Source organism: Streptococcus sp. 2154, assembly GCF_013277255.1.
Lineage (GTDB): Bacteria > Bacillota > Bacilli > Lactobacillales > Streptococcaceae > Streptococcus > Streptococcus pseudopneumoniae.
In genome coordinates, this window is record NZ_VMMK01000048.1 from 33,284 (window position 1) to 53,820 (window position 20,537).

A 20,537-nucleotide genomic window follows, 5' to 3' on the forward strand; every position below is an offset into this window, starting at 1 on the left:
AATAAAACAAATCTTTAAATCAGGAGGTTCTGGAAATGAAAAAGTCTAAGAGCAAATATCTAACCTTGGCAGGTCTTGTCCTGGGTACAGGAATTTTATTGAGCGCGTGTGGAAATTCTAGCACAGGATCAAAAACCTATAACTATGTTTATTCAAGTGATCCATCTAGTTTGAACTATCTAGCAGAAAACCGCGCAACAACAAATGATATTGTGACCAACCTGGTAGATGGTCTCATGGAAAATGACCAATATGGGAACTATGTGCCATCCTTGGCAGAGGATTGGAGTGTTTCTAAGGACGGTTTGACCTATACCTACAAACTTCGTAAGGATGCCAAGTGGTTTACTTCTGAGGGAGAAGAATATGCTCCTGTAACTGCCCAAGATTTTGTGACAGGTTTGCAATATGCGGCTGATAAAAAATCAGAAGCCTTGTATCTAGTGCAGGACTCTGTTGCAGGTTTGGATGACTATATCACTGGTAAAACAAGCGACTTTTCAACTGTCGGTGTCAAGGCTCTTGATGACCAAACGGTTCAATACACCTTGGCTCGACCAGAACCTTACTGGAACTCAAAAACGACATCAACCATTCTTTTCCCAGTCAATGCGGATTTCCTAAAATCAAAAGGGGATGATTTTGGCAAGGTAGACCCTGCTAATATTTTGTACAGTGGACCTTTCTTGATGAAAGCTTTTGTTTCAAAATCTGTCATCGAATACAAGAAAAATCCTAACTACTGGGATGCTAAAAATGTCTTTGTAGATGATGTTAAATTGACCTACTATGATGGTAGTGACCAAGATGCTCTTGTTCGTAATTTTACAGACGGAGCCTATAGCTACGCTCGTCTCTATCCAAATAGTTCAAGTTTTGAAGGGATTAAAGAAAAATACAAAGATGATATCATCTACAGTATGCAGACTGCTACGTCTTATTACTGGAATTTTAACCTAGATAGACAAGCTTATAAATTTACTTCTAAGACGACCGACATTGAAAAGAAATCAGCTCAGGAAGCAGTTCTTAATAAAAACTTCCGTCAAGCTATTAACTTTGCCTATGATCGTACAGCCTATGGGGCTCAAACTCAGGGAGAAGACGGAGCGACTAAGATTTTGCGTAACTTGGTTGTTCCTCCAACCTTTGTAAGTATCAAGGGAAAAGACTTTGGTGAAGTAGTAGCCTCTAAGATGGTCAATTATGGTAAGGAATGGCAAGGTATCAACTTTGCGGATGGTCAAGACCCTTATTACAATCCTGAGAAAGCCAAGGCTAAATTTGCTGAGGCCAAGAAAGAGCTAGAAGCTAAGGGAGTTCAATTCCCTATTCATTTGGATGCGACAGTTGACCAAGCTTCTAAGAAGGGGATTCAAGAAGTAAGCTCTATGAAGCAATCTATTGAAGCAGCTTTAGGTACGGAGAACGTCGTTATTGATATCCAACAGTTATCAACAGAGGACTATCATAACTCAAGTTACTTTGCTCAAACAGCAGCTCAAAAAGATTATGACCTTTACAATGGTGGTTGGGGTCCTGACTACTTAGATCCATCAACCTATCTTGATATCTTTAGTGTCAAGAATGGTGGGGTTCTACAAAATCTTGGACTCGAGCCTGGTGAAGCCAACGACAAGGCTAAGGCAGTTGGACTTGACACTTATACTCAAATGTTGGAAGAGGCTAATAAGGAGCAAGACCCAGCCAAACGTTATGAGAAATATGCTGATATTCAAGCATGGTTGATAGATAGTTCTCTAGCGATTCCAAATGTTTCATTAGGTGGAACGCCTAGCTTGAGAAAAACAGTTCCTTTCTCAGCACCTTATTCATTGGCTGGTAATAAAGGGGTTGAATCATATAAATACCTCAAAGTACAAGATAAGATTGTCACAACAGACGAATATGCAAAAGCCAGAGAAAAATGGTTGAAAGAAAAAGAAGAATCCAATAAAAAAGCCCAAGAAGAATTGGCAAAACATGTCAAATAAAATCTAATTGTAGATAAGTTTGTGTAAGAAGTCTTTGTGCTTAAAAACGCATAATATCAGGTATATAAAATCCTAGATGTTATGCGTTTTGTTATAGGAAGATTTATTAGATTTTATCCTCAAATTGAGTTATTCCCGACTTTATCCGTTGAAATATTATAAGGAGTATTTATGAAATTAAAATTATTAAGAGTAGATACTAAGGTGATTATGGGGAGTTTCTTACTTGTTCTGTCTAGTCTACTTGCTTTGTTGCTTCCCCTTATCTTAAAGGGTTTAATAGATGGGAGTTCTATTGAAAATATAGGTTCCAAAGTATTTCAATCGTTTTTGATTTTTATTGGTCAAGCCTTGTTTTCTTCTATTGGTTACTATCTGTTTAGTCAATCGGGTGAAAAAAAGATAGCAAAAATCAGGAAAAAAGTGATAGAGGGGTTGATTTATGCAGAGAAATCCTTCTTTGATAAGAGCCAAAGTGGGGAGTTGACTTCTGCCATTGTCAATGACACGAGTGTCATTCGTGAGTTTTTAATTACGACTTTCCCAAATATTATTTTGAGTTTAGTTATGGTACTTGGTTCCATCATAGTCTTATTTAGTCTTGATTGGAATCTTTCTCTACTTTTATTCATCACTCTTCCTTGTATGATGTTTATTATCTTGCCCCTTTCCAATATCAGTGAAAAGTATAGTCGTCGTTTACAAGAGGAAATCGGATTTTTAACAGGGCAATTGACTGAAAAGATTCAAGAACATGAATTAATTAAGACTAACCAAGCAGAGAAAAGTGTACAGGATGTTTTGGATAATTGTATTGAAAGGGTACAAAACAATTCACTGAAATCAGATAGGATTACTTCTTTTGAGACCCCGTTTGCTCTCTTATTTATCTTTGCGACTATAGCTGTGATGCTAACCTATGGGGGTTATCGGGTCAGCGCAGGATATATATCTGTGGGAACCTTGGTTTCGTTTTTGATTTACCTCTTTCAATTACTTAATCCTATTAGTAATATAGCTAATTTTGTAACTGTTTATTCTAGGAGTAAGGGATCTTCAGTTGCACTGGAGAACTTGCTTGCAGTTCCTAAAGAAAAATTTGAGGGAGGAAAATCGGTATCAGGACAAGGGTTGAATTTTAACCATGTCTATTTTGGTTATGATGAAAATCGACCTGTCTTAAAGGATATTACTTTCTCCATTTTCAAGGGGCAAAAAATTGCTTTTGTTGGACCATCTGGATCAGGAAAATCAACGATTGTGCGTTTGTTAGAGCGGTTTTATAAACCGCTTTCAGGAGATATTCTAATGGAGCAATCAAGTATATATGATTTTAACTTAAAAGAATGGAGAAGTAAAATCGCTTGGGTTTCACAAAATAATGCAGTCTTATCTGGCAGTATTCGTGACAATCTTTGTCTCGGTTTGAATCGCTTAGTAACTGATGATGAATTGATGAAAGTGCTAGACTTAGTATCACTAGGTGATGAGATTCGCTCCATGAAAGAGGGACTAGATACTGAGGTTGGTGAACGCGGACGACTCTTGTCAGGGGGACAAAGCCAAAGACTTCAAATAGCTAGAGCCTACTTAAAAGATGCTGAAATTCTTATATTTGATGAAGCCACTGCTAATCTTGATGCGGATTCTGAGTATGCGATTATCAGTAGCCTCTATTCTGTACTAAAGGAGAAGACAGTTGTGATTATAGCGCATCGTTTGTCAACGGTAAAAGATGTGGATTGTATTTTCTTCTTAGAGGAGGGGAAAATCACTGGCTCAGGAACTCATAAGGAACTACTGGAAAATCATGAGCGTTATGCTCGTTTTGTGCAGGAGCAAATGATAGAGTGAAGGTGTCTTTTGAGATTCACCATTTTATAGTCTATTAAAGGGAGCAGGAAAAACTCCCTTTTTATATAGTTTGAAACTATAGCTAGCTCTTGAAAAGAAGAAAATGAGTTGATGAAAATAAGTGGTACAATAGTTACTATAGATTTGGAGGTATTGTATGAGCAAGGAATTACACATTAACACAATTTTGGCCCAGGCGGGCATTAAGTCAGATGAAGCGACAGGTGCATTGGTGACACCGCTCCATTTTTCAACGACCTATCAGCATCCAGAGTTTGGTCGATCTACTGGGTTTGACTATACGCGCACTAAAAATCCAACTCGTAGTAAGGCTGAGGAAGTCTTGGCGGCTATTGAGTCAGCAGACTATGCCCTAGCGACTAGCTCAGGGATGTCAGCTATTGTACTGGCCTTTAGCGTCTTTCCAGTAGGAAGTAAGGTCTTGGCAGTGCGTGATCTTTACGGTGGTTCTTTTCGCTGGTTTAACCAAGTGGAGCAGGAAGGTCGTTTCCATTTTACCTATGCCAATACAGAAGAAGAGTTGATTGCCGAGTTAGAAAAGGATGTGGATGTTCTCTATATCGAAACCCCAACCAATCCCTTAATGTTGGAATTTGATATCGAAAAACTAGCAAAATTGGCTCATGCTAAGGGTGCCAAAGTGGTGGTGGACAATACCTTCTATAGCCCTATCTACCAACGTCCGATTGAAGATGGAGCAGATATGGTTCTCCATTCAGCAACCAAGTATCTAGCAGGCCACAATGATGTCTTAGCTGGAGTGGTTGTGACCAATAGTTTAGAACTATACGAGAAGCTTTTTTACAATCTCAATACAACAGGGGCAGTCTTGTCCCCATTTGACAGCTACCAGTTGCTTCGTGGTCTCAAGACCTTGTCTCTTCGTATGGAGCGTTCAACAGCTAACGCCCAAGAAGTGGTTGCCTTTTTGAAGGATTCTCCAGCAGTCAAGGAGGTTCTCTATACTGGTCGTGGGGGGATGATTTCCTTTAAAGTAGTCGATGAAACGCGCATTCCTCATATTTTGAACAGTCTCAAGGTCTTCTCGTTTGCGGAAAGTTTGGGTGGGGTAGAAAGTCTCATTACTTATCCAACGACGCAAACTCACGCTGATATTCCAGCAGAAGTGCGCCATTCTTATGGTTTGACAGATGACCTCTTGCGCTTGTCAATTGGGATTGAGGATGCTAGAGATTTGATTGCAGATTTGCGCCAAGCTTTAGAAGGATAAGACAAAGATGGGAAAATATGATTTTACAAGCCTGCCCAACCGTTTAGGGCACCATACCTATAAATGGAAAGAAACAGAAACGGATAGTGAAGTTCTACCAGCTTGGATAGCGGATATGGACTTTGTGGTCTTGCCTGAAATCCGCCAAGCCGTGCAAACTTACGCAGACCAACTGGTTTATGGTTATGCCTATGCCAGTGAAGACTTAATTAAGGAAGTTCAAAAGTGGGAAGCTACACAATACGGTTACAACTTTGACAAAGAGGCTCTTGTTTTTATCGAGGGTGTGGTACCAGCCATCTCAACAGCTATTCAAACCTTTACAAAAGAAGGCGAGGCGGTTTTAATTAACACGCCTGTCTACCCACCCTTTGCTCGCAGTGTCAAGTTGAACAATCGTAGATTGATTACTAATTCCTTAGTGGAAAAGGATGGTCTGTTTGAGATTGACTTTGACCAACTTGAAAAGGATTTGGTGGAAGAGGAGGTTAAACTCTATATTCTTTGCAACCCTCACAATCCTGGTGGACGTGTTTGGGAAAAAGAAGTGTTGGAGAAGATTGGCCAACTCTGCCAAAAACACGGTGTTTTGTTAGTTTCAGATGAGATTCACCAAGATTTGACCCTCTTTGGTCACAAACACCAGTCTTTCAATACCATCAATCCTGCCTTCAAAAATTTTGCTATCGTCTTGAGCAGTGCCACTAAAACCTTTAACATTGCTGGGACAAAAAATTCCTATGCCGTCATTGAAAATCCTAAGTTGAGAGTGGCTTACCAGAAACGCCAGTTGGCTAATAATCAGCATGAAATTTCAGGCTTGGGCTATTTGGCGACAGAAGCTGCCTATCGATACGGTAAAGATTGGTTAGAGGAACTTAAGCAAGTCTTTGAAGACCATATCAATTATGTGGTGGATCTATTTGGAAAAGAGACTAAAATCAAGGTCATGAAACCGCAAGGTACCTACTTGATTTGGCTTGACTTTTCAGCCTATGACCTGACTGATGAAACATTGCAAGAGTTGTTGAGAAATGAAGCCAAGGTTATCCTCAACCGTGGTTTGGATTTTGGAGAGGAAGGAAGTCTCCATGCCCGCATCAATATAGCTATGCCCAAATCTCTGTTGCAAGAAGTCTGTCAGCGGATTGTGGCTACTTTTGCCAAATGTTAAAAATCCAGCCTTCTAGGAGAAAAGTCTTCCTAGAAGGCTATTTTCATAGGCGAAAATATGGTATAATAAACAGATAAGGTAAAGGTGAAAATATGGCTAAATTGATTCCGGGGAAAGTTCGTATCGAAGGTGTTGCCCTTTATGAAACTGGTAAGGTTGATATCATCAAGGAAAAGAACAATCGGCTCTATGCTCGCGTTGCAGAAGAAGAACTGCGCTATAGTTTAGAGGATGATTTGGTTTTTTGTGCCTGTGATTTTTTTCAAAAGAGGGGCTACTGTGTGCATTTGGCAGCGCTAGAGCATTTTCTGAAAAATGATGAGCGTGGTCAGGAAATCTTGTGGAGTCTGGAAGAAGGTCATGAAGAAAAAGAGGCCGTTGAAACCAAGGTGACCTTGGGTGGCAAGTTTTTGGATCGAATTTTATCTCCAAAATCAGAATGCGCCTATGAGTTATCAGCTGTGGGTCAGGTGGAAGCAGGAACCAATCATATCTTGTGGACTCTGAGAATCGGCCAAATCAATAGCCAAAAATACTATGTCATTCGGGATATTCCACTTTTTTTAAGGATTGTCGAGCAGAGAAAGTCGTATATGATTGGCAAGATTTATGAGGAGTCTCTTTCTTGGGAAGCTTTTGATGAGGCCAGCCAAGAACTTTTGACTTTCTTGCACGGACTAACGGAGGAAGGGCTGGTTCCAGACCTCTTTTTCCAAAACCAAGGTCGGCACCTCTTTTTCCCTCTGACCTTTTTTGAGCAGGGTGTGAATTTACTGATGGCCTTGCCCCATTTTCAATTTGACCATCAAGTGGATAGCTACCAAACCCTGCTTTTTCAGGATATGCATGCTGATGCCAATCTATTTGCCTTTACAGTAACAGAATACTCGGACTATTTTGAAATGGAAATCAGTGAGAGTCCTAGGGTCAATGTCTTTTATCAGGGAGCAGTACTTTTCCATAAAGGTCAGGTTTATTTTTTAACAGACCAGCAGATGCGTCTTCTCAAGGAAATTAAAGTGTTACCTGTGGGTCAACAAGGAAAGAAATACCTGCAATTTGATAGCAGTGATCGAGACAAATTGGCCTCCTGTCTGACTCTTTTTATCCAGATGGGTACCGTTTCAGCTCCAGAACGTCTACAAATCAAAACTTTTGCGCCCTCTTTTTACTTTGACAGGGAAGAAGATAATCGGATTCGTTTAGAAATTCAGTTTGATTATGGAAATAGACAGGTATCTAGCCGACAAGAGCTAGAAGAATTACCATTTTCAAGTGACACGGACTTAGAAGAAAGAATTTTCCAAGTCTGTTTGGCTGCGGGCTTTGAAGCAGATTTTCAATCTTGGCGTCAGGCCTTAAAAGCAGAGTCTGTCTATCATTTCTTCCATGAAATCATTCCAGTCTTTGAAAAACTTGGAAATGTTGATTTATCAGACAAGTTAGAAGAGTTTTATAGTCTAGCAAGCCCTCAAGTGCAGATTACTTCCAAGGGAGGTCTCTTGGAAATTCAATTTGATTTTCAAGATATAGCCCAAGAGGAAATTGACCAAGCTATGCAGGCCTTGGTTGATAATCGAGATTTTTATATTGATTCGTCTAATAAAGTCTACTTTTTCGATGAAGAAACCAAGAAAATTCGTCAAAATCTACAGGAGCTGGGGCAATTTGAATTAAAAGATGGCTCCTTGCAGGCTCGGAAATCCTTGGCTTATAGTTTAGCTCATCTCTTTGAAGGACGTGACCGTGTTTCTTTTTCACAAGAATTCCAGAATCTGGCTCACGATTTGACGCATCCAGAGGACTTCCCTAGACAAGCAACTCAGGTTCAGGCTGACTTACGAGATTATCAGGAAAAGGGAATCAGCTGGCTACAGATGCTCCATCACTATGGTTTTGGTGGGATTTTGGCTGACGATATGGGACTTGGTAAAACCCTGCAGACCATTGCTTTTTTGACCAGTCAAGTGACAAAAGAAAGTCGAGTCTTGATTTTAGCACCGTCAGGTTTGATTTACAACTGGGCAGATGAGTTTCAGAAATTTGCCCCACAGTTGGATGTGGCTGTTGTTCATGGTTTGAAAGCTAGTCGTGAGGAGATTCTTGCTGAAAGCCATCAAATCTATGTGACGAGCTATGCTACCTTCCGTCAGGACAGTGAGCTTTATCAGGGGATGGCCTTTGACTTCCTTTTCTTAGATGAGGCTCAGGTCATGAAGAACGCCCAGACCAAGATTGCCCAGACCTTGAGACAGTTTGTGGTGCCGTCAGTTTTTGCTCTGTCAGGGACACCGATTGAAAACCATCTAGGTGAGCTGTGGTCTATTTTCCAAATCGTCATGCCAGGACTTTTGCCAAGCAAGAAAGAATTTATGAAATTGCCAGCTGAACGCGTGGCTCAGTTTATCAAGCCTTTCGTGATGAGGCGCAAGAAAGAAGAAGTTCTGACCGAATTGCCAGACTTAATAGAAGTAGTTTATAAGAATGAACTGGAAGACCAGCAAAAGGCTATCTACCTAGCCCAGTTGCAACAGATGAGAGATAGATTGGCTCAAGTATCAGATCAGGAATTTCAGCGAAGTCGTGTGGAAATCTTGTCTGGTCTGATGCGCTTGCGCCAAATCTGTGACACCCCTGCCCTCTTTATGGAGGATTATCAGGGAGCTAGTGGCAAACTGGATAGTCTCCGAGACCTGCTGGTACAGGTGGTAGACGGTGGACACCGTGTCTTGATTTTCTCTCAGTTCAAGGGAATGTTGGAGAAAATAGAACAAGAACTGCCAGACTTGGGCATGACTTCCTTTAAAATTACAGGTTCAACTCCAGCCAAGGAAAGACAAGACATGACCAAGGCCTTTAACCAAGGGGAAAGAGATGCCTTTCTGATTTCCCTCAAGGCTGGTGGTGTCGGTCTGAACCTGACAGGTGCTGATACAGTGATTTTGGTTGACCTTTGGTGGAATCCTGCGGTGGAAGCGCAAGCTATTGGCCGTGCCCATCGGATGGGTCAGGAAGAAACGGTTGAGGTCTATCGCTTGGTGACCAGGGGAACCATTGAAGAAAAAATTCAGGAACTCCAAGAACAAAAGAAACATCTGGTGTCACAAGTATTGGATGGAACAGAGTCACGTGGCAGTCTCAGCCTAGCAGAAATTAGAGAAATTTTGGGAATTTCTGAAGCCAGCACTTGAAAAATCAAGACAATACGCTATAATGAAGTGTTGAAAGGAAATAGAAAATGAAACAAGAACGATTTCCATTGGTGTCAGATGACGAGGTCATGCTGACTGAGATGCCAGTCATGAACTTGTACGATGAGTCTGATCTGATCAGTAATATCAAGGGTGAGTATCGAGATAAAAATTATTTAGAATGGTCTCCTATTACTGAAGAGGCGCCAGTAAAACCGATTGAAAAGCAAGTCGAGAAACCTAAAAAAGCTCCTTTAGGGGTAAAAAAAGAAGGAAAGAGCTATGCGGAGGTGGCGCGTGAAGAAGCGCGTGCAGACTTGAAAAAGAAACGCTCTGCTAACTATCTAACTCAGGATTTCAGCCGTGCGAGACGTCATTCTAAATCAGGCCTTGTTAGACAGGGCAGTCAACCGACAGCGCCTTTCCAAAAGGAAAATCCTGGTGAATTTGTCAAATATAGCCAAAAATTGACCCAGTCTCATTATATCTTGGCGGAAGAAGTTCATTCTATCCCTACCAAGAATGAAGAAGTGTCAGCACCTGCTCCAAAGAAAAACAACTATGATTTTCTAAAGAAGAGCCAAATCTACAATAAAAAAAGTAAACAAACAGAACAAGAACGTCGGGTTGCCCAAGAGTTGAATCTGACCAGAATGACAGAATAGGGGAGAAAACATGCCAAAGACATATCATTTTATCGGAATTAAGGGATCAGGGATGAGTGCCTTGGCCTTGATGTTGCACCAAATGGGGCATAAGGTACAGGGATCAGATGTTGAGAAGTACTACTTTACTCAACGTGGTCTTGAGCAGGCAGGAATTACTATTCTTCCTTTTGATGAAAAGAATCTAGACGGTGATATGGAAATTATCGCTGGAAATGCCTTTCGTCCAGATAACAACGTCGAAATTGCCTATGCAGACCAAAATGGTATCAGCTACAAACGTTACCATGAGTTCCTAGGTAGCTTTATGCGTGACTTTGTTAGCATGGGAGTAGCAGGAGCGCATGGAAAAACTTCAACGACAGGTATGTTGTCTCACGTCTTGTCTCACATCACAGACACCAGCTTCTTGATTGGAGATGGGACAGGTCGTGGTTCGGCCAATGCCAAATATTTTGTCTTTGAATCTGACGAATATGAGCGTCACTTTATGCCTTACCACCCAGAATACTCTATCATCACCAACATTGACTTTGACCATCCAGACTATTTCACAAGTCTAGAGGATGTTTTCAATGCTTTTAACGACTATGCTAAACAAATTACCAAGGGTCTTTTTGTCTATGGTGAAGATGCAGAATTGCGTAAAATTACGTCTGATGCACCAATTTATTATTATGGTTTTGAAGCAGAAGGTAATGACTTTGTAGCTAGTGAGCTTCTTCGTTCTACGACTGGTTCAACCTTCACCGTTCATTTCCGTGGACAAGACTTGGGGCAATTCCACATCCCAACCTTTGGTCGTCACAATATCATGAATGCGACAACCGTTATTGGTCTTCTTTACACAGCAGGATTTGATTTGAACTTGGTGCGTGAGCACTTGAAAACATTTGCTGGTGTTAAGCGTCGTTTCACTGAGAAAATTGTCAATGATACAGTGATTATCGATGACTTTGCTCACCATCCAACAGAAATTATTGCGACCTTGGATGCGGCTCGTCAAAAATACCCAAGCAAGGAAATTGTAGCAGTCTTCCAACCGCATACCTTTACAAGAACCATTGCCTTGTTAGATGACTTTGCCCACGCTTTAAACCAAGCAGATGCTGTTTACCTAGCGCAAATTTATGGGTCAGCTCGTGAGGTAGACCATGGAGATGTCAAGGTAGAAGACCTAGCTAATAAAATCAACAAGAAACACCAAGTGATCACTGTTGAAAATGTTTCACCACTCCTTGACCATGACAATGCTGTCTATGTCTTTATGGGAGCAGGAGATATCCAAACCTATGAATATTCATTTGAACGACTCTTGTCTAACTTGACAAGCAATGTTCAATAGGTTATTCTCATGGAAATTCCAATTAAGATCATTCAGGCAAGTCAGTCTGATTTGGCTGAGATAGAGGCACTTCAAACTTCGTCTTTTCCGGCTGAAAAGCAGCAACCTTCCCATATCTTAGAAGAAAGTATCCGTAAGTGTGCGGATACCTTTCTTCTAGCTAGGGATGAAAACCAACTTTTAGGCTATATTCTATCAAGTCCCCAGTCAGACAATCCGCAATGTCTAAAAGTAGATTCTTTAGTCATTGAGTCTGACCATCAGAGACAAGGATTGGGAACACTTCTTCTTGCGGCTTTGAAAGAGGTGGCAGTTGAGCTGGATTACAAAGGGATTCGTTTGAAGAGTCCTGATGAGCTGCTTTCCTATTTTGAAATGAGCGGTTTTATTGATGAAGAAACTTCCCTTTATGAAACTAGCCAGGGTTTTAGTATGATTTGGTTTAATCCCTATTATCTGGAGGTACAATGAAGATCAGACAAGCAAGATTAGAAGATTTAGAACGTATCGTTGAGATTGAACTAGAAAATTTCTCGGTAGAAGAAGCTATTCCTCGATCTGTTTTTGAATCGCATTTGCGAGAAATTCAGACCTCTTTTCTGGTTGCGGAAAAAGTAGGTAGAATCATGGGGTACATAGAAGGGCCAGTTGGACCACACCGCCATCTGCAAGACCAGTCCTTTACAGAAGAAATAAAAGACTATAGTCATGAGCCTGGTGGTTATATCTCTGTGACCTGTCTTTCTATTGCCAAAGAAGCACAGGGCCTCGGACTTGGACAAAAATTACTAATAGCCTTGAAAGAAGTTGCTCTTGAAGATAAGAGAGATGGCATTAACCTAACCTGTCATGACTATCTCATCGCCTACTATGAAAAGCACGGATTTGTCAATGAAGGCTTGTCCCAGTCAACCTTTGCAGGGGAAACCTGGTATGATATGGTTTGGGAAACGAAAAAATAAGCTAGGAAAAGTATCATAGGTTGCTTTTCTTGGACTTTTAAGATATAATATTATGGATTGTCAACAAGGAGGAAAAACTTTTGAGTGAAAAGTCAAGAGAAGAAGAGAAATTAAGCTTTAAAGAGCAGATTCTGAGAGATTTAGAAAAAGTAAAAGGCTATGATGAAGTTCTGAAAGAAGATAAGGCAGTAGTTCGCACTCCTGCAAATGAACCTTCAGCTGAAGAACTCATGGCTGATTCCTTGTCAACGGTAGAGGAAATTATGAGAAAAGCTCCTACCGTGCCTACTCACCCAAGTCAAGATGTACCAGCTTCTCCAGCAGATGACCTTCAAAGAGAAACTCCTGGTGTTCCAAGTCATCCAAGTCATCCAAGTCAAGATGTACCTTCTTCTCCAGCGGAAGAAAGTGGTTCAAGACCAGGACCAGGTCCTGTTAGACCTAAGAAACTTGAAAGAGAATACAATGAAACCCCAACAAGGGTAGCTGTTTCCTATAAGACGGCAGAGAAAAAAGCAGAACAAGCAGGTCCAGAAACACCTACGCCTGCTACAGAAACAGTGGATATCATCAGCGATACACCACGTCGTAGCCGTAGAGAAGGAGCAAAACCCGTTAAGCCTAAGAAAGAGAAGAAGTCACATGTGAAAGCCTTTGTGATTTCATTCCTTGTATTCCTTGCCTTGCTCTCAGCAGGTGGTTACTTTGGTTACCAGTATGTTCAGTCATCTTTACAGCCTGTGGATGCTTCATCGAAACAATATGTGACGGTTGGAATTCCAGAAGGTTCAAACGTTCAAGAAATCGGTACGACGCTTGAAAAAGCTGGTTTGGTAAAGCATGGTCTGATTTTTAGCTTTTATGCCAAGTATAAAAATTATACCGACTTGAAAGCAGGTTACTACAATTTGCAAAAGAGTATGAGTACAGAAGACTTACTCAAAGAGTTGCAAAAAGGTGGAACAGATGAACCACAAGAACCTGTCCTTGCGACTTTGACAATTCCAGAAGGTTATACTTTGGATCAGATTGCTCAAGCGGTAGGTCAATTGCAAGGTGACTTCAAAGAGCCTTTGACAGCGGATGCTTTCCTAGCAAAAGTTCAAGATGAGACGTTTATCAGTCAAGCAGTAGCCAAATATCCTACTTTATTGGAAAGTTTGCCTGCAAAAGATAGTGGTGCGCGTTATCGTTTGGAAGGATACCTTTTCCCAGCTACTTATTCTATCAAGGAAAGCACAACTGTTGAGAGCTTGATTGATGAGATGTTAGCTGCTATGGATAAGAACCTATCTCCTTACTATAGTACTATCAAATCTAAAAACTTGACTGTCAATGAGTTGTTGACCATTGCTTCCTTGGTCGAAAAAGAAGGTGCCAAGACAGAAGATCGTAAGCTCATTGCAGGTGTATTCTACAATCGTTTGAATCGTGATATGCCACTTCAAAGTAATATTGCAATCTTGTATGCCCAAGGAAAACTGGGGCAAAATATCAGCTTAGCTGAGGATGTTGCGATTGATACCAACATTGATTCACCTTATAATGTTTATAAAAATGTAGGTCTCATGCCTGGTCCAGTCGATAGTCCAAGTCTGGATGCGATTGAGTCAAGCATCAATCAAACTAAGAGCGATAACCTCTACTTTGTAGCAGATGTCACAGAAGGCAAGGTCTACTATGCTAATAATCAAGAAGACCACGATCGCAATGTCGCTGAACATGTCAACAGCAAATTAAACCAAACAAACTAAAATTATGTGATACTTCACATAATTTTCTTTAGAAAATATTATTAGAAGAAAGTTGAGAAAAATGGCAGAAAAAACATATCCTATGACCCTTGAGGAAAAGGAAAAACTTGAAAAAGAATTAGAAGAATTGAAATTGGTTCGTCGACCAGAAGTGGTAGAACGCATTAAGATTGCCCGTTCATACGGTGACCTTTCAGAAAACAGTGAGTACGAAGCAGCTAAGGATGAACAAGCCTTTGTCGAAGGACAAATCTCTAGCTTAGAAACAAAAATCCGCTATGCTGAAATCGTCAATAGCGACGCAGTTGCCCAGGACGAAGTAGCGATTGGTAAAACAGTCACCATCCAAGAAATTGGTGAGGACGAAGAAGAAGTTTATATTATCGTAGGTTCAGCGGGTGCGGATGCCTTTGCAGGTAAAGTTTCAAATGAAAGCCCAATTGGACAAGCCTTGATTGGCAAGAAAACAGGTGATACAGCAACCATTGAAACGCCTGTTGGTAGCTATGATGTAAAAATCTTGAAGGTTGAAAAAACAGCCTAAAAACAGAAAAAGGAGTGGGGAGGCGATGTACTTCACTCACTCCTTTTTCCATTTTGCTACTCTTCGAAAATCTCTTCAAACCACGTCAGCGTCGCCTTGCCGTATATATGGTTACTGACTTCGTCAGTTCTATCTACAACCTCAAAACCATGTTTTAATACTCATCTACTTTCAAAAAGCATTCTAGTCCATCTCCGATTAACGATGGACGTTATCACCTCCTTCTCCAGTCCTTGTATAACATCTTGAAGTTGATTCATGACATCTTCCAAAGTTCGAAAGGCTTTATTCTTAAATCCACGTTTACGAATCTCTTTCCACACTTGTTCAATGGGGTTCATCTCTGGTGTGTATGGAGGAATAAAGGTAAAGCCAATATTAGTCGGAATCTTTAAGGTACTTGATTTATGCCATATGGCATTGTCCATAACGAGTAAAAGATAATCATCTGGATAAGCTTGTGAAAGCTCTTCTAAAAAGGCGTTCATCCACTCAGTATGACATCCACCAGCGATTAAGAAAAATGATTCGCCTGTATGGGCATCAACAGCTCCATAACAATAGCAAAATTCTCGTATATAGTGACTATGGACATGTGGACCTACTCCTATTGGAGCCCAACAAGATCCCAGTTTACTGATTCTACCGAAACCAGCCTCATCTTGGTACATCAAGCGAACCTTACGAAAATGCCTACTGGTTTTAAAGCGCTTTCTGAGCTTCTTGAATTGAGATTTTATTTTTAGACGCGACAATGGTTTGAGAGTCTACTTTCTTGGGATGTGCTGGACGTGGCCTAATATTTCGCCAACCATGGTGCTTCAAGAGTTGATAGAAGGTATCACGTGTGTAGGAAGAACCTAACTCCTTTTTATAAGCCTGAAATAAGGCATCAATTGTAACAAATTCTCCTGCCTCTGCAGCCTTCAAATGACGGGCAAGAAAGGCTTTCTCTTCCTCAACTGTCATATGTGCATGGTTACGACCACCACGTATTTCTTGAAGGAGAGAATCGCGTCCGAACTCCTCATATTTTTTTACAGTTGGCCAAATCGTTGTTTGATTACAGTCTAAAAACTCTATAATCTCTTTATAAGATTTACCCATCAGACGAAATAGAACGATTTGAAGGCGTTTATGATATTTAGCTGTACGAGAGTCTCTTAAAAGTGTTTTGATAGCTTGGATTTCTTCTTTAGTTGATTTCATATTACTACTATATAATGCTTTTTAATTTTAGTTTAGTATGAGCTGACTTCGTCAGTTCTATCTACAACCTCAAAACCATGCTTTGAGCAACCTGTGGCTAGTTTCCTATTTTGCTCTTTGATTTTCATTGAGTATTAGATGTATAGTGCATTGAAGTTAAAATAGTATACTTTGGTTTCTAAGACATTGTTAGAAATTAGATTAAATTCCTTAATCGATTTGCGCATGTTTTATTTTATTTCACTATACTTTAGATTGAAAAATAAGGATTCACATAAATCGCAAGAAATAGGGAATCTGATTCGTGTTTATAACCGTTCAAAAAGAGAGGAAGCTGAAAGTGAGCCACTTAATCTTTATGTCGAAGATGAAAAGGGCAATCTCCTGGCAGGTTTGATAGTAGAGACTTTTAGAAATTGGCTAGAAATCGAGTATTTATTTGTAAAAGAGGAACTGAGAGGGCAAGGAATCGGTTCAAAACTATTGCAGCAAGCAGAAACTGAAGCTAAGAATCGAAACTGTCGTTTTGCCTTTGTCAATACCTACCAGTTTCAAGCTCTTGATTTTTATAAAAGGTATGGCTACAAGGAAGTCTTTAGGTTACAAGACTATCCCTACATTGGGCAAAGATATTATTAGCAAAAGAATCTGTAAGGTGAGTATGGAGGTATAATACAAAGAGAGGCTCGCACATAAGTATGGAGGTGGACTGATGTATATGAGTAACTATCGATAAATACCAGTTATAACCTAGAAATTGTGTCTTTCTGAGCAATATTGGGTACAATGCAATGGCAGCTGAGAAATTGGGAATCAAGGCTTATCGGGTTAAGAAAAGAAGTGATGTGGTTGATATCTTAAAACAATTTATTTAAACTAAAAACTCTCTATCTTTTTAAATTGACATTAATCCGAGATTCCCCTCTCGAGTTTTTCAGAATAGAGTGAAATCCGAAAGAAAATGGAAATAATTTTTATTAAACGCTTCCAATAGCGGTTAAAAGTTGACAAATTTAAATTTTAGGACTACACTAAGTAAGTAAATTTTATTTTAAAGGAGAATTCGTTATGAATTTAACATTTTTAGGCTTATGTATTGCCTGTATGGGCGTATCTGTCGGTGAAGGTTTATTGATGAATGGACTGTTTAAATCAGTAGCACGCCAACCAGATATGCTTTCTGAGTTTCGTAGTTTGATGTTTTTAGGTGTTGCCTTTATTGAAGGAACTTTCTTTGTAACTCTTGTCTTCTCATTTATTATCAAATAAATACATGGAACGAGAAGAAAAGGGAGGATTTTAGATGGAAGAAAGTATTAATCCAATCATCTCTATTGGTCCTGTTATCTTCAATCTGACTATGTTAGCCATGACCTTGTTGATTGTGGGAGTTATTTTTGTCTTTATTTATTGGGCAAGCCGCAATATGACCTTGAAACCCAAAGGAAAGCAAAATGTACTTGAGTATGTCTATGACTTTGTTATTGGATTTACAGAACCTAACATTGGTTCGCGCTACATGAAAGATTACTCACTCTTTTTCCTTTGTTTATTTCTTTTCATGGTGATTGCCAATAACCTTGGCTTAATGACAAAGCTTCAAACGATCGATGGGACTAACTGGTGGAGTTCGCCAACCGCTAATTTACAGTATGACTTAACCTTATCTTTTCTTGTCATTTTGTTGACACATATAGAAAGCGTTCGTCGTCGTGGATTTAAAAAAAGTATAAAATCTTTTATGAGTCCTGTTTTTGTCATACCGATGAATATCTTGGAAGAATTTACAAACTTCTTATCTTTGGCTTTGCGGATTTTTGGGAATATCTTTGCAGGAGAGGTCATGACGAGTTTGTTACTTCTTCTTTCCCACCAAGCTATTTATTGGTATCCAGTAGCCTTTGGAGCTAATTTGGCTTGGACTGCATTTTCTGTCTTTATTTCCTGCATCCAAGCTTATGTCTTTACTCTTTTGACATCTGTGTATTTAGGGAATAAGATTAATATTGAAGAGGAATAGAAAGGAGTAACTGATGCACGTAACAGTAGGTGAATTGATTGGTAATTTTATTTTAATCACTGGCTCTTTTATTCTTTTGCTAGTCTTGATTAAAAAATTTGCATGGTCTAATATTACAGGCATTTTCGAAGAAAGAGCTGAAAAAATTGCTTCAGATATTGACAGAGCTGAAGAAGCCCGTCAAAAAGCAGAAGTATTGGCTCAAAAACGCGAAGATGAATTGGCTGGTAGCCGTAAAGAAGCTAAGACAATCATTGAAAATGCAAAGGAAACAGCTGAGCAAAGTAAGGCTAATATCTTAGCAGATGCTAAACTAGAAGCAGGACGCTTAAAAGAAAAAGCAAACCAAGAAATTGCTCAAAACAAAGCTGAAGCTTTACAAAGCGTTAAGGGTGAGGTAGCAGATTTGACCATCAGCCTAGCTGGTAAAATCATCTCACAAAACCTTGACGGTCATGCCCATAAAGAACTCATTGATCAGTATATCGATCAGCTAGGAGAAGCTTAATGGACAAGAAAACAGTAAAGGTAATTGAAAAATACAGCATGCCTTTTGTCCAATTGGTACTTGAAAAAGGAGAAGAAGCCCGTATCTTTTCAGACTTGACTCAAATCAAGCAAGTTGCTGAAGAAACAGGTTTACCTTCTTTTTTAAAAAAAGTGACAGTAGATGAGTCTGACAAGAAAAAAACGATTGCTTTTTTCCAAGACTCTGTGTCACCTTTATTACAAAACTTTATCCAGGTTCTGGTCTACAATCACAGAGCAAATCTTTTTTATGATGTGCTTGTAGATTGCTTGGACCGACTTGAAAAAGAAACAAATCGATTTGAAGTGACGATTACTGCTGCTCATCCTCTAACTGATGAACAAAAGAGTCGTTTGCTCCCTTTGATTGAGAAGAAAATGTCTCTGAAAGTAAGGAGTGTAAAAGAACAAATCGATGAAAGTCTCATTGGTGGTTTTGTTATTTTTGCCAATCACAAGACAATTGATGTGAGTATTAAACAACAACTTAAAGTTGTTAAAGAAAATTTGAAATAGAAAGTGGTGTTCTTTTGGCAATTAACGCACAAGAAATCAGCGCTTTAATTAAGCAACAAATTGAAAATTTCAAACCCAATTTTGATGTGACTGAAACAGGTGTTGTAACCTATATCGGGGACGGTATCGCGCGTGCTCATGGCCTTGACAATGCCATGAGTGGAGAGTTGTTGATCTTTGAAAACGGCTCTTATGGTATGGCTCAAAACTTGGAGTCAACAGACGTTGGTATTATCATCCTAGGTGACTTTACAGATATTCGTGAAGGCGATACAATCCGCCGTACAGGTAAAATCATGGAAGTCCCAGTAGGTGAAAGTCTGATTGGTCGTGTTGTGGATCCGCTTGGTCGTCCGGTTGACGGTCTGGGAGAAATCCACACTGATAAAACTCGTCCAGTAGAAGCGCCAGCTCCTGGTGTCATGCAACGTAAGTCAGTCTCAGAACCATTGCAAACTGGTTTGAAAGCTATTGACGCCCTTGTACCGATTGGTCGTGGTCAACGTGAGTTGATTATCGGTGACCGTCAGACAGGGAAAACAACCATTGCGATTGATACAATCTTGAACCAAAAAGATCAAGATATGATCTGTATCTATGTCGCAATTGGACAAAAAGAATCAACAGTTCGTACGCAAGTAGAAACACTTCGTCAGTACGGTGCCTTGGACTACACAATCGTTGTGACAGCCTCTGCTTCACAACCATCTCCATTGCTCTTCCTAGCTCCTTATACTGGGGTTGCCATGGCGGAAGAATTTATGTACCAAGGGAAGCATGTTTTGATTGTATACGATGATCTATCAAAACAAGCGGTAGCTTATCGTGAACTGTCACTCTTGCTTCGTCGTCCTCCAGGTCGTGAAGCTTTCCCAGGAGATGTCTTCTACCTTCACAGCCGTTTGCTTGAGCGCTCAGCTAAAGTTTCTGATGAACTTGGTGGTGGATCAATTACAGCTCTACCATTTATCGAGACACAAGCAGGAGATATCTCTGCCTATATCGCAACCAATGTGATTTCTATCACTGATGGACAAATCTTCCTTGGTGATGGTCTCTTCAATGCGGGTATTCGTCCAGCCATCGATGCGGGTTCATCTGTATCGCGTGTAGGTGGTTCTGCACAAATCAAAGCCATGAAGAAGGTTGCTGGTACACTTCGTATCGACCTTGCTTCATACCGTGAGTTGGAAGCTTTCACTAAGTTTGGTTCTGACTTGGACGCAGCAACACAGGCTAAGTTGAACCGTGGACGTCGTACCGTTGAGGTCTTGAAACAACCTGTTCACAAACCCTTACCTGTTGAGAAACAAGTAACCATTCTCTATGCTTTGACACATGGTTTCTTGGATACTGTTCCAGTAGATGATATTGTTCGTTTCGAGGAAGAGTTCCATGCCTTCTTTGACGCTCAACATCCAGATATTTTGGAAACCATTCGTGATACAAAAGACTTGCCAGAAGAAGCAGTCTTGGATGCTGCGATTACAGAGTTTCTCAATCAATCTAGCTTCCAATAAGAATAGAGG

Annotated in this window: 18 protein-coding genes and 1 pseudogene; 18 read left to right on the top strand and 1 reads right to left on the bottom strand. The window is 40.1% G+C overall.

Going from position 1 to position 20,537, the window contains the following annotated elements; genetic code table 11:
• Window positions 1–35: 35 nt before the first annotated feature.
• The 12 genes and pseudogenes from HT693_RS08795 (at window position 36) to greA (ending at window position 14,735) form a co-directional block, all read left to right on the top strand.
• On the top strand, window positions 36–1,994 hold the full coding sequence (locus HT693_RS08795) for a peptide ABC transporter substrate-binding protein (RefSeq protein ID WP_000748867.1): 1,959 nt from the start codon (window positions 36–38) through the stop codon (window positions 1,992–1,994).
• Window positions 1,995–2,204: 210 nt separating this feature from the next.
• Window positions 2,205–2,939, top strand: a pseudogene (locus tag HT693_RS12120) (ABC transporter ATP-binding protein); the annotation flags it as partial.
• A gap of 186 nt (window positions 2,940–3,125) precedes the next feature.
• Window positions 3,126–3,848 carry an ATP-binding cassette domain-containing protein gene (locus HT693_RS12125; protein WP_025170631.1) on the top strand — a complete coding sequence of 241 codons (723 nt, stop codon included), beginning with the start codon at window positions 3,126–3,128 and terminating at the stop codon, window positions 3,846–3,848.
• A gap of 157 nt (window positions 3,849–4,005) precedes the next feature.
• The gene (locus HT693_RS08805; protein WP_023933152.1) at window positions 4,006–5,100 is read left to right on the top strand and encodes a cystathionine gamma-synthase; all 1,095 of its coding nucleotides are present in this window, start codon (window positions 4,006–4,008) and stop codon (window positions 5,098–5,100) included.
• Between the two features lie 7 nt (window positions 5,101–5,107).
• Complete coding sequence (locus tag HT693_RS08810) at window positions 5,108–6,274, top strand: MalY/PatB family protein (protein WP_172922207.1); 1,167 nt, start codon at window positions 5,108–5,110, stop codon at window positions 6,272–6,274.
• 92 nt (window positions 6,275–6,366) lie between these two features.
• The gene (locus HT693_RS08815) at window positions 6,367–9,465 is read left to right on the top strand and encodes a DEAD/DEAH box helicase (protein ID WP_001096284.1); all 3,099 of its coding nucleotides are present in this window, start codon (window positions 6,367–6,369) and stop codon (window positions 9,463–9,465) included.
• A 47-nt stretch (window positions 9,466–9,512) separates the two neighbouring features.
• Entirely contained in the window at window positions 9,513–10,130 is a 618-nt protein-coding gene (locus tag HT693_RS08820) for a hypothetical protein (RefSeq protein ID WP_000808233.1), read from the top strand.
• A 10-nt stretch (window positions 10,131–10,140) separates the two neighbouring features.
• The gene (murC, locus tag HT693_RS08825; RefSeq protein WP_001127123.1) at window positions 10,141–11,475 is read left to right on the top strand and encodes a UDP-N-acetylmuramate--L-alanine ligase; all 1,335 of its coding nucleotides are present in this window, start codon (window positions 10,141–10,143) and stop codon (window positions 11,473–11,475) included.
• Window positions 11,476–11,484: 9 nt separating this feature from the next.
• On the top strand, window positions 11,485–11,946 hold the full coding sequence (locus HT693_RS08830; protein WP_000405299.1) for a GNAT family N-acetyltransferase: 462 nt from the start codon (window positions 11,485–11,487) through the stop codon (window positions 11,944–11,946).
• Window positions 11,943–12,437, top strand: a complete 495-nt coding sequence (locus tag HT693_RS08835; RefSeq protein WP_000702440.1) for a GNAT family N-acetyltransferase — start codon at window positions 11,943–11,945, stop codon at window positions 12,435–12,437. The genes HT693_RS08830 and HT693_RS08835 overlap by 4 nt, the downstream gene beginning before the upstream one ends.
• Before the next feature lie 80 nt (window positions 12,438–12,517).
• Window positions 12,518–14,191, top strand: coding sequence for an endolytic transglycosylase MltG (mltG, locus tag HT693_RS08840; RefSeq protein WP_050975877.1), 1,674 nt, complete (start codon window positions 12,518–12,520; stop codon window positions 14,189–14,191).
• A 61-nt stretch (window positions 14,192–14,252) separates the two neighbouring features.
• Complete coding sequence (greA, locus tag HT693_RS08845) at window positions 14,253–14,735, top strand: transcription elongation factor GreA (protein ID WP_000818760.1); 483 nt, start codon at window positions 14,253–14,255, stop codon at window positions 14,733–14,735.
• A 161-nt stretch (window positions 14,736–14,896) separates the two neighbouring features.
• Here the strand turns inward: greA and HT693_RS08850 are convergent.
• Window positions 14,897–15,944, bottom strand: a protein-coding gene (locus tag HT693_RS08850; protein ID WP_172925118.1) for an IS630 family transposase whose coding sequence is annotated in 2 segments (ribosomal slippage) — window positions 14,897–15,452 and window positions 15,451–15,944 — 1,050 coding nt in all. Because the reading frame shifts where the segments join, the coding sequence is not laid out codon by codon here.
• Between the two features lie 225 nt (window positions 15,945–16,169).
• Between HT693_RS08850 and HT693_RS08855 the strand changes: the two genes are divergently transcribed.
• From HT693_RS08855 to atpA, 6 genes are all read left to right on the top strand, one after another.
• Window positions 16,170–16,583: a GNAT family N-acetyltransferase gene (locus tag HT693_RS08855; protein WP_166731177.1), complete on the top strand. Its 414-nt coding sequence runs from the start codon at window positions 16,170–16,172 to the stop codon at window positions 16,581–16,583.
• A 429-nt stretch (window positions 16,584–17,012) separates the two neighbouring features.
• Window positions 17,013–17,213, top strand: a complete 201-nt coding sequence (locus HT693_RS08860) for a F0F1 ATP synthase subunit C (RefSeq protein ID WP_001054562.1) — start codon at window positions 17,013–17,015, stop codon at window positions 17,211–17,213.
• A gap of 34 nt (window positions 17,214–17,247) precedes the next feature.
• A complete protein-coding gene (gene atpB, locus HT693_RS08865) occupies window positions 17,248–17,964 on the top strand; it encodes a F0F1 ATP synthase subunit A (RefSeq protein ID WP_000392851.1) in 717 nt (238 codons plus the stop codon).
• Window positions 17,965–17,977: 13 nt separating this feature from the next.
• Entirely contained in the window at window positions 17,978–18,472 is a 495-nt protein-coding gene (gene atpF / locus HT693_RS08870) for a F0F1 ATP synthase subunit B (protein ID WP_023941012.1), read from the top strand.
• A complete protein-coding gene (locus HT693_RS08875) occupies window positions 18,472–19,008 on the top strand; it encodes a F0F1 ATP synthase subunit delta (RefSeq protein WP_023941011.1) in 537 nt (178 codons plus the stop codon). Before atpF ends, HT693_RS08875 begins: the two co-directional genes overlap by 1 nt.
• A 14-nt stretch (window positions 19,009–19,022) precedes the next feature.
• The gene (atpA, locus tag HT693_RS08880) at window positions 19,023–20,528 is read left to right on the top strand and encodes a F0F1 ATP synthase subunit alpha (RefSeq protein ID WP_023941010.1); all 1,506 of its coding nucleotides are present in this window, start codon (window positions 19,023–19,025) and stop codon (window positions 20,526–20,528) included.
• Window positions 20,529–20,537 lie beyond the last annotated feature (9 nt).

What these genes read in the sequence shown, in the direction of transcription:
- HT693_RS08795 (WP_000748867.1), top strand. Translation starts at nt 36, where the DNA reads ATGAAAAAGTCTAAGAGCAAATATCTAACCTTGGCAGGTCTTGTCCTG.
- HT693_RS08805 (WP_023933152.1), top strand. Translation starts at nt 4,006, where the DNA reads ATGAGCAAGGAATTACACATTAACACAATTTTGGCCCAGGCGGGCATT.
- HT693_RS08810 (WP_172922207.1), top strand. Translation starts at nt 5,108, where the DNA reads ATGGGAAAATATGATTTTACAAGCCTGCCCAACCGTTTAGGGCACCAT.
- HT693_RS08815 (WP_001096284.1), top strand. Translation starts at nt 6,367, where the DNA reads ATGGCTAAATTGATTCCGGGGAAAGTTCGTATCGAAGGTGTTGCCCTT.
- HT693_RS08820 (WP_000808233.1), top strand. Translation starts at nt 9,513, where the DNA reads ATGAAACAAGAACGATTTCCATTGGTGTCAGATGACGAGGTCATGCTG.
- murC (WP_001127123.1), top strand. Translation starts at nt 10,141, where the DNA reads ATGCCAAAGACATATCATTTTATCGGAATTAAGGGATCAGGGATGAGT.
- HT693_RS08830 (WP_000405299.1), top strand. Translation starts at nt 11,485, where the DNA reads ATGGAAATTCCAATTAAGATCATTCAGGCAAGTCAGTCTGATTTGGCT.
- HT693_RS08835 (WP_000702440.1), top strand. Translation starts at nt 11,943, where the DNA reads ATGAAGATCAGACAAGCAAGATTAGAAGATTTAGAACGTATCGTTGAG.
- greA (WP_000818760.1), top strand. Translation starts at nt 14,253, where the DNA reads ATGGCAGAAAAAACATATCCTATGACCCTTGAGGAAAAGGAAAAACTT.
- HT693_RS08855 (WP_166731177.1), top strand. Translation starts at nt 16,170, where the DNA reads ATGTTTTATTTTATTTCACTATACTTTAGATTGAAAAATAAGGATTCA.
- HT693_RS08860 (WP_001054562.1), top strand. Translation starts at nt 17,013, where the DNA reads ATGAATTTAACATTTTTAGGCTTATGTATTGCCTGTATGGGCGTATCT.
- atpB (WP_000392851.1), top strand. Translation starts at nt 17,248, where the DNA reads ATGGAAGAAAGTATTAATCCAATCATCTCTATTGGTCCTGTTATCTTC.
- atpF (WP_023941012.1), top strand. Translation starts at nt 17,978, where the DNA reads ATGCACGTAACAGTAGGTGAATTGATTGGTAATTTTATTTTAATCACT.
- HT693_RS08875 (WP_023941011.1), top strand. Translation starts at nt 18,472, where the DNA reads ATGGACAAGAAAACAGTAAAGGTAATTGAAAAATACAGCATGCCTTTT.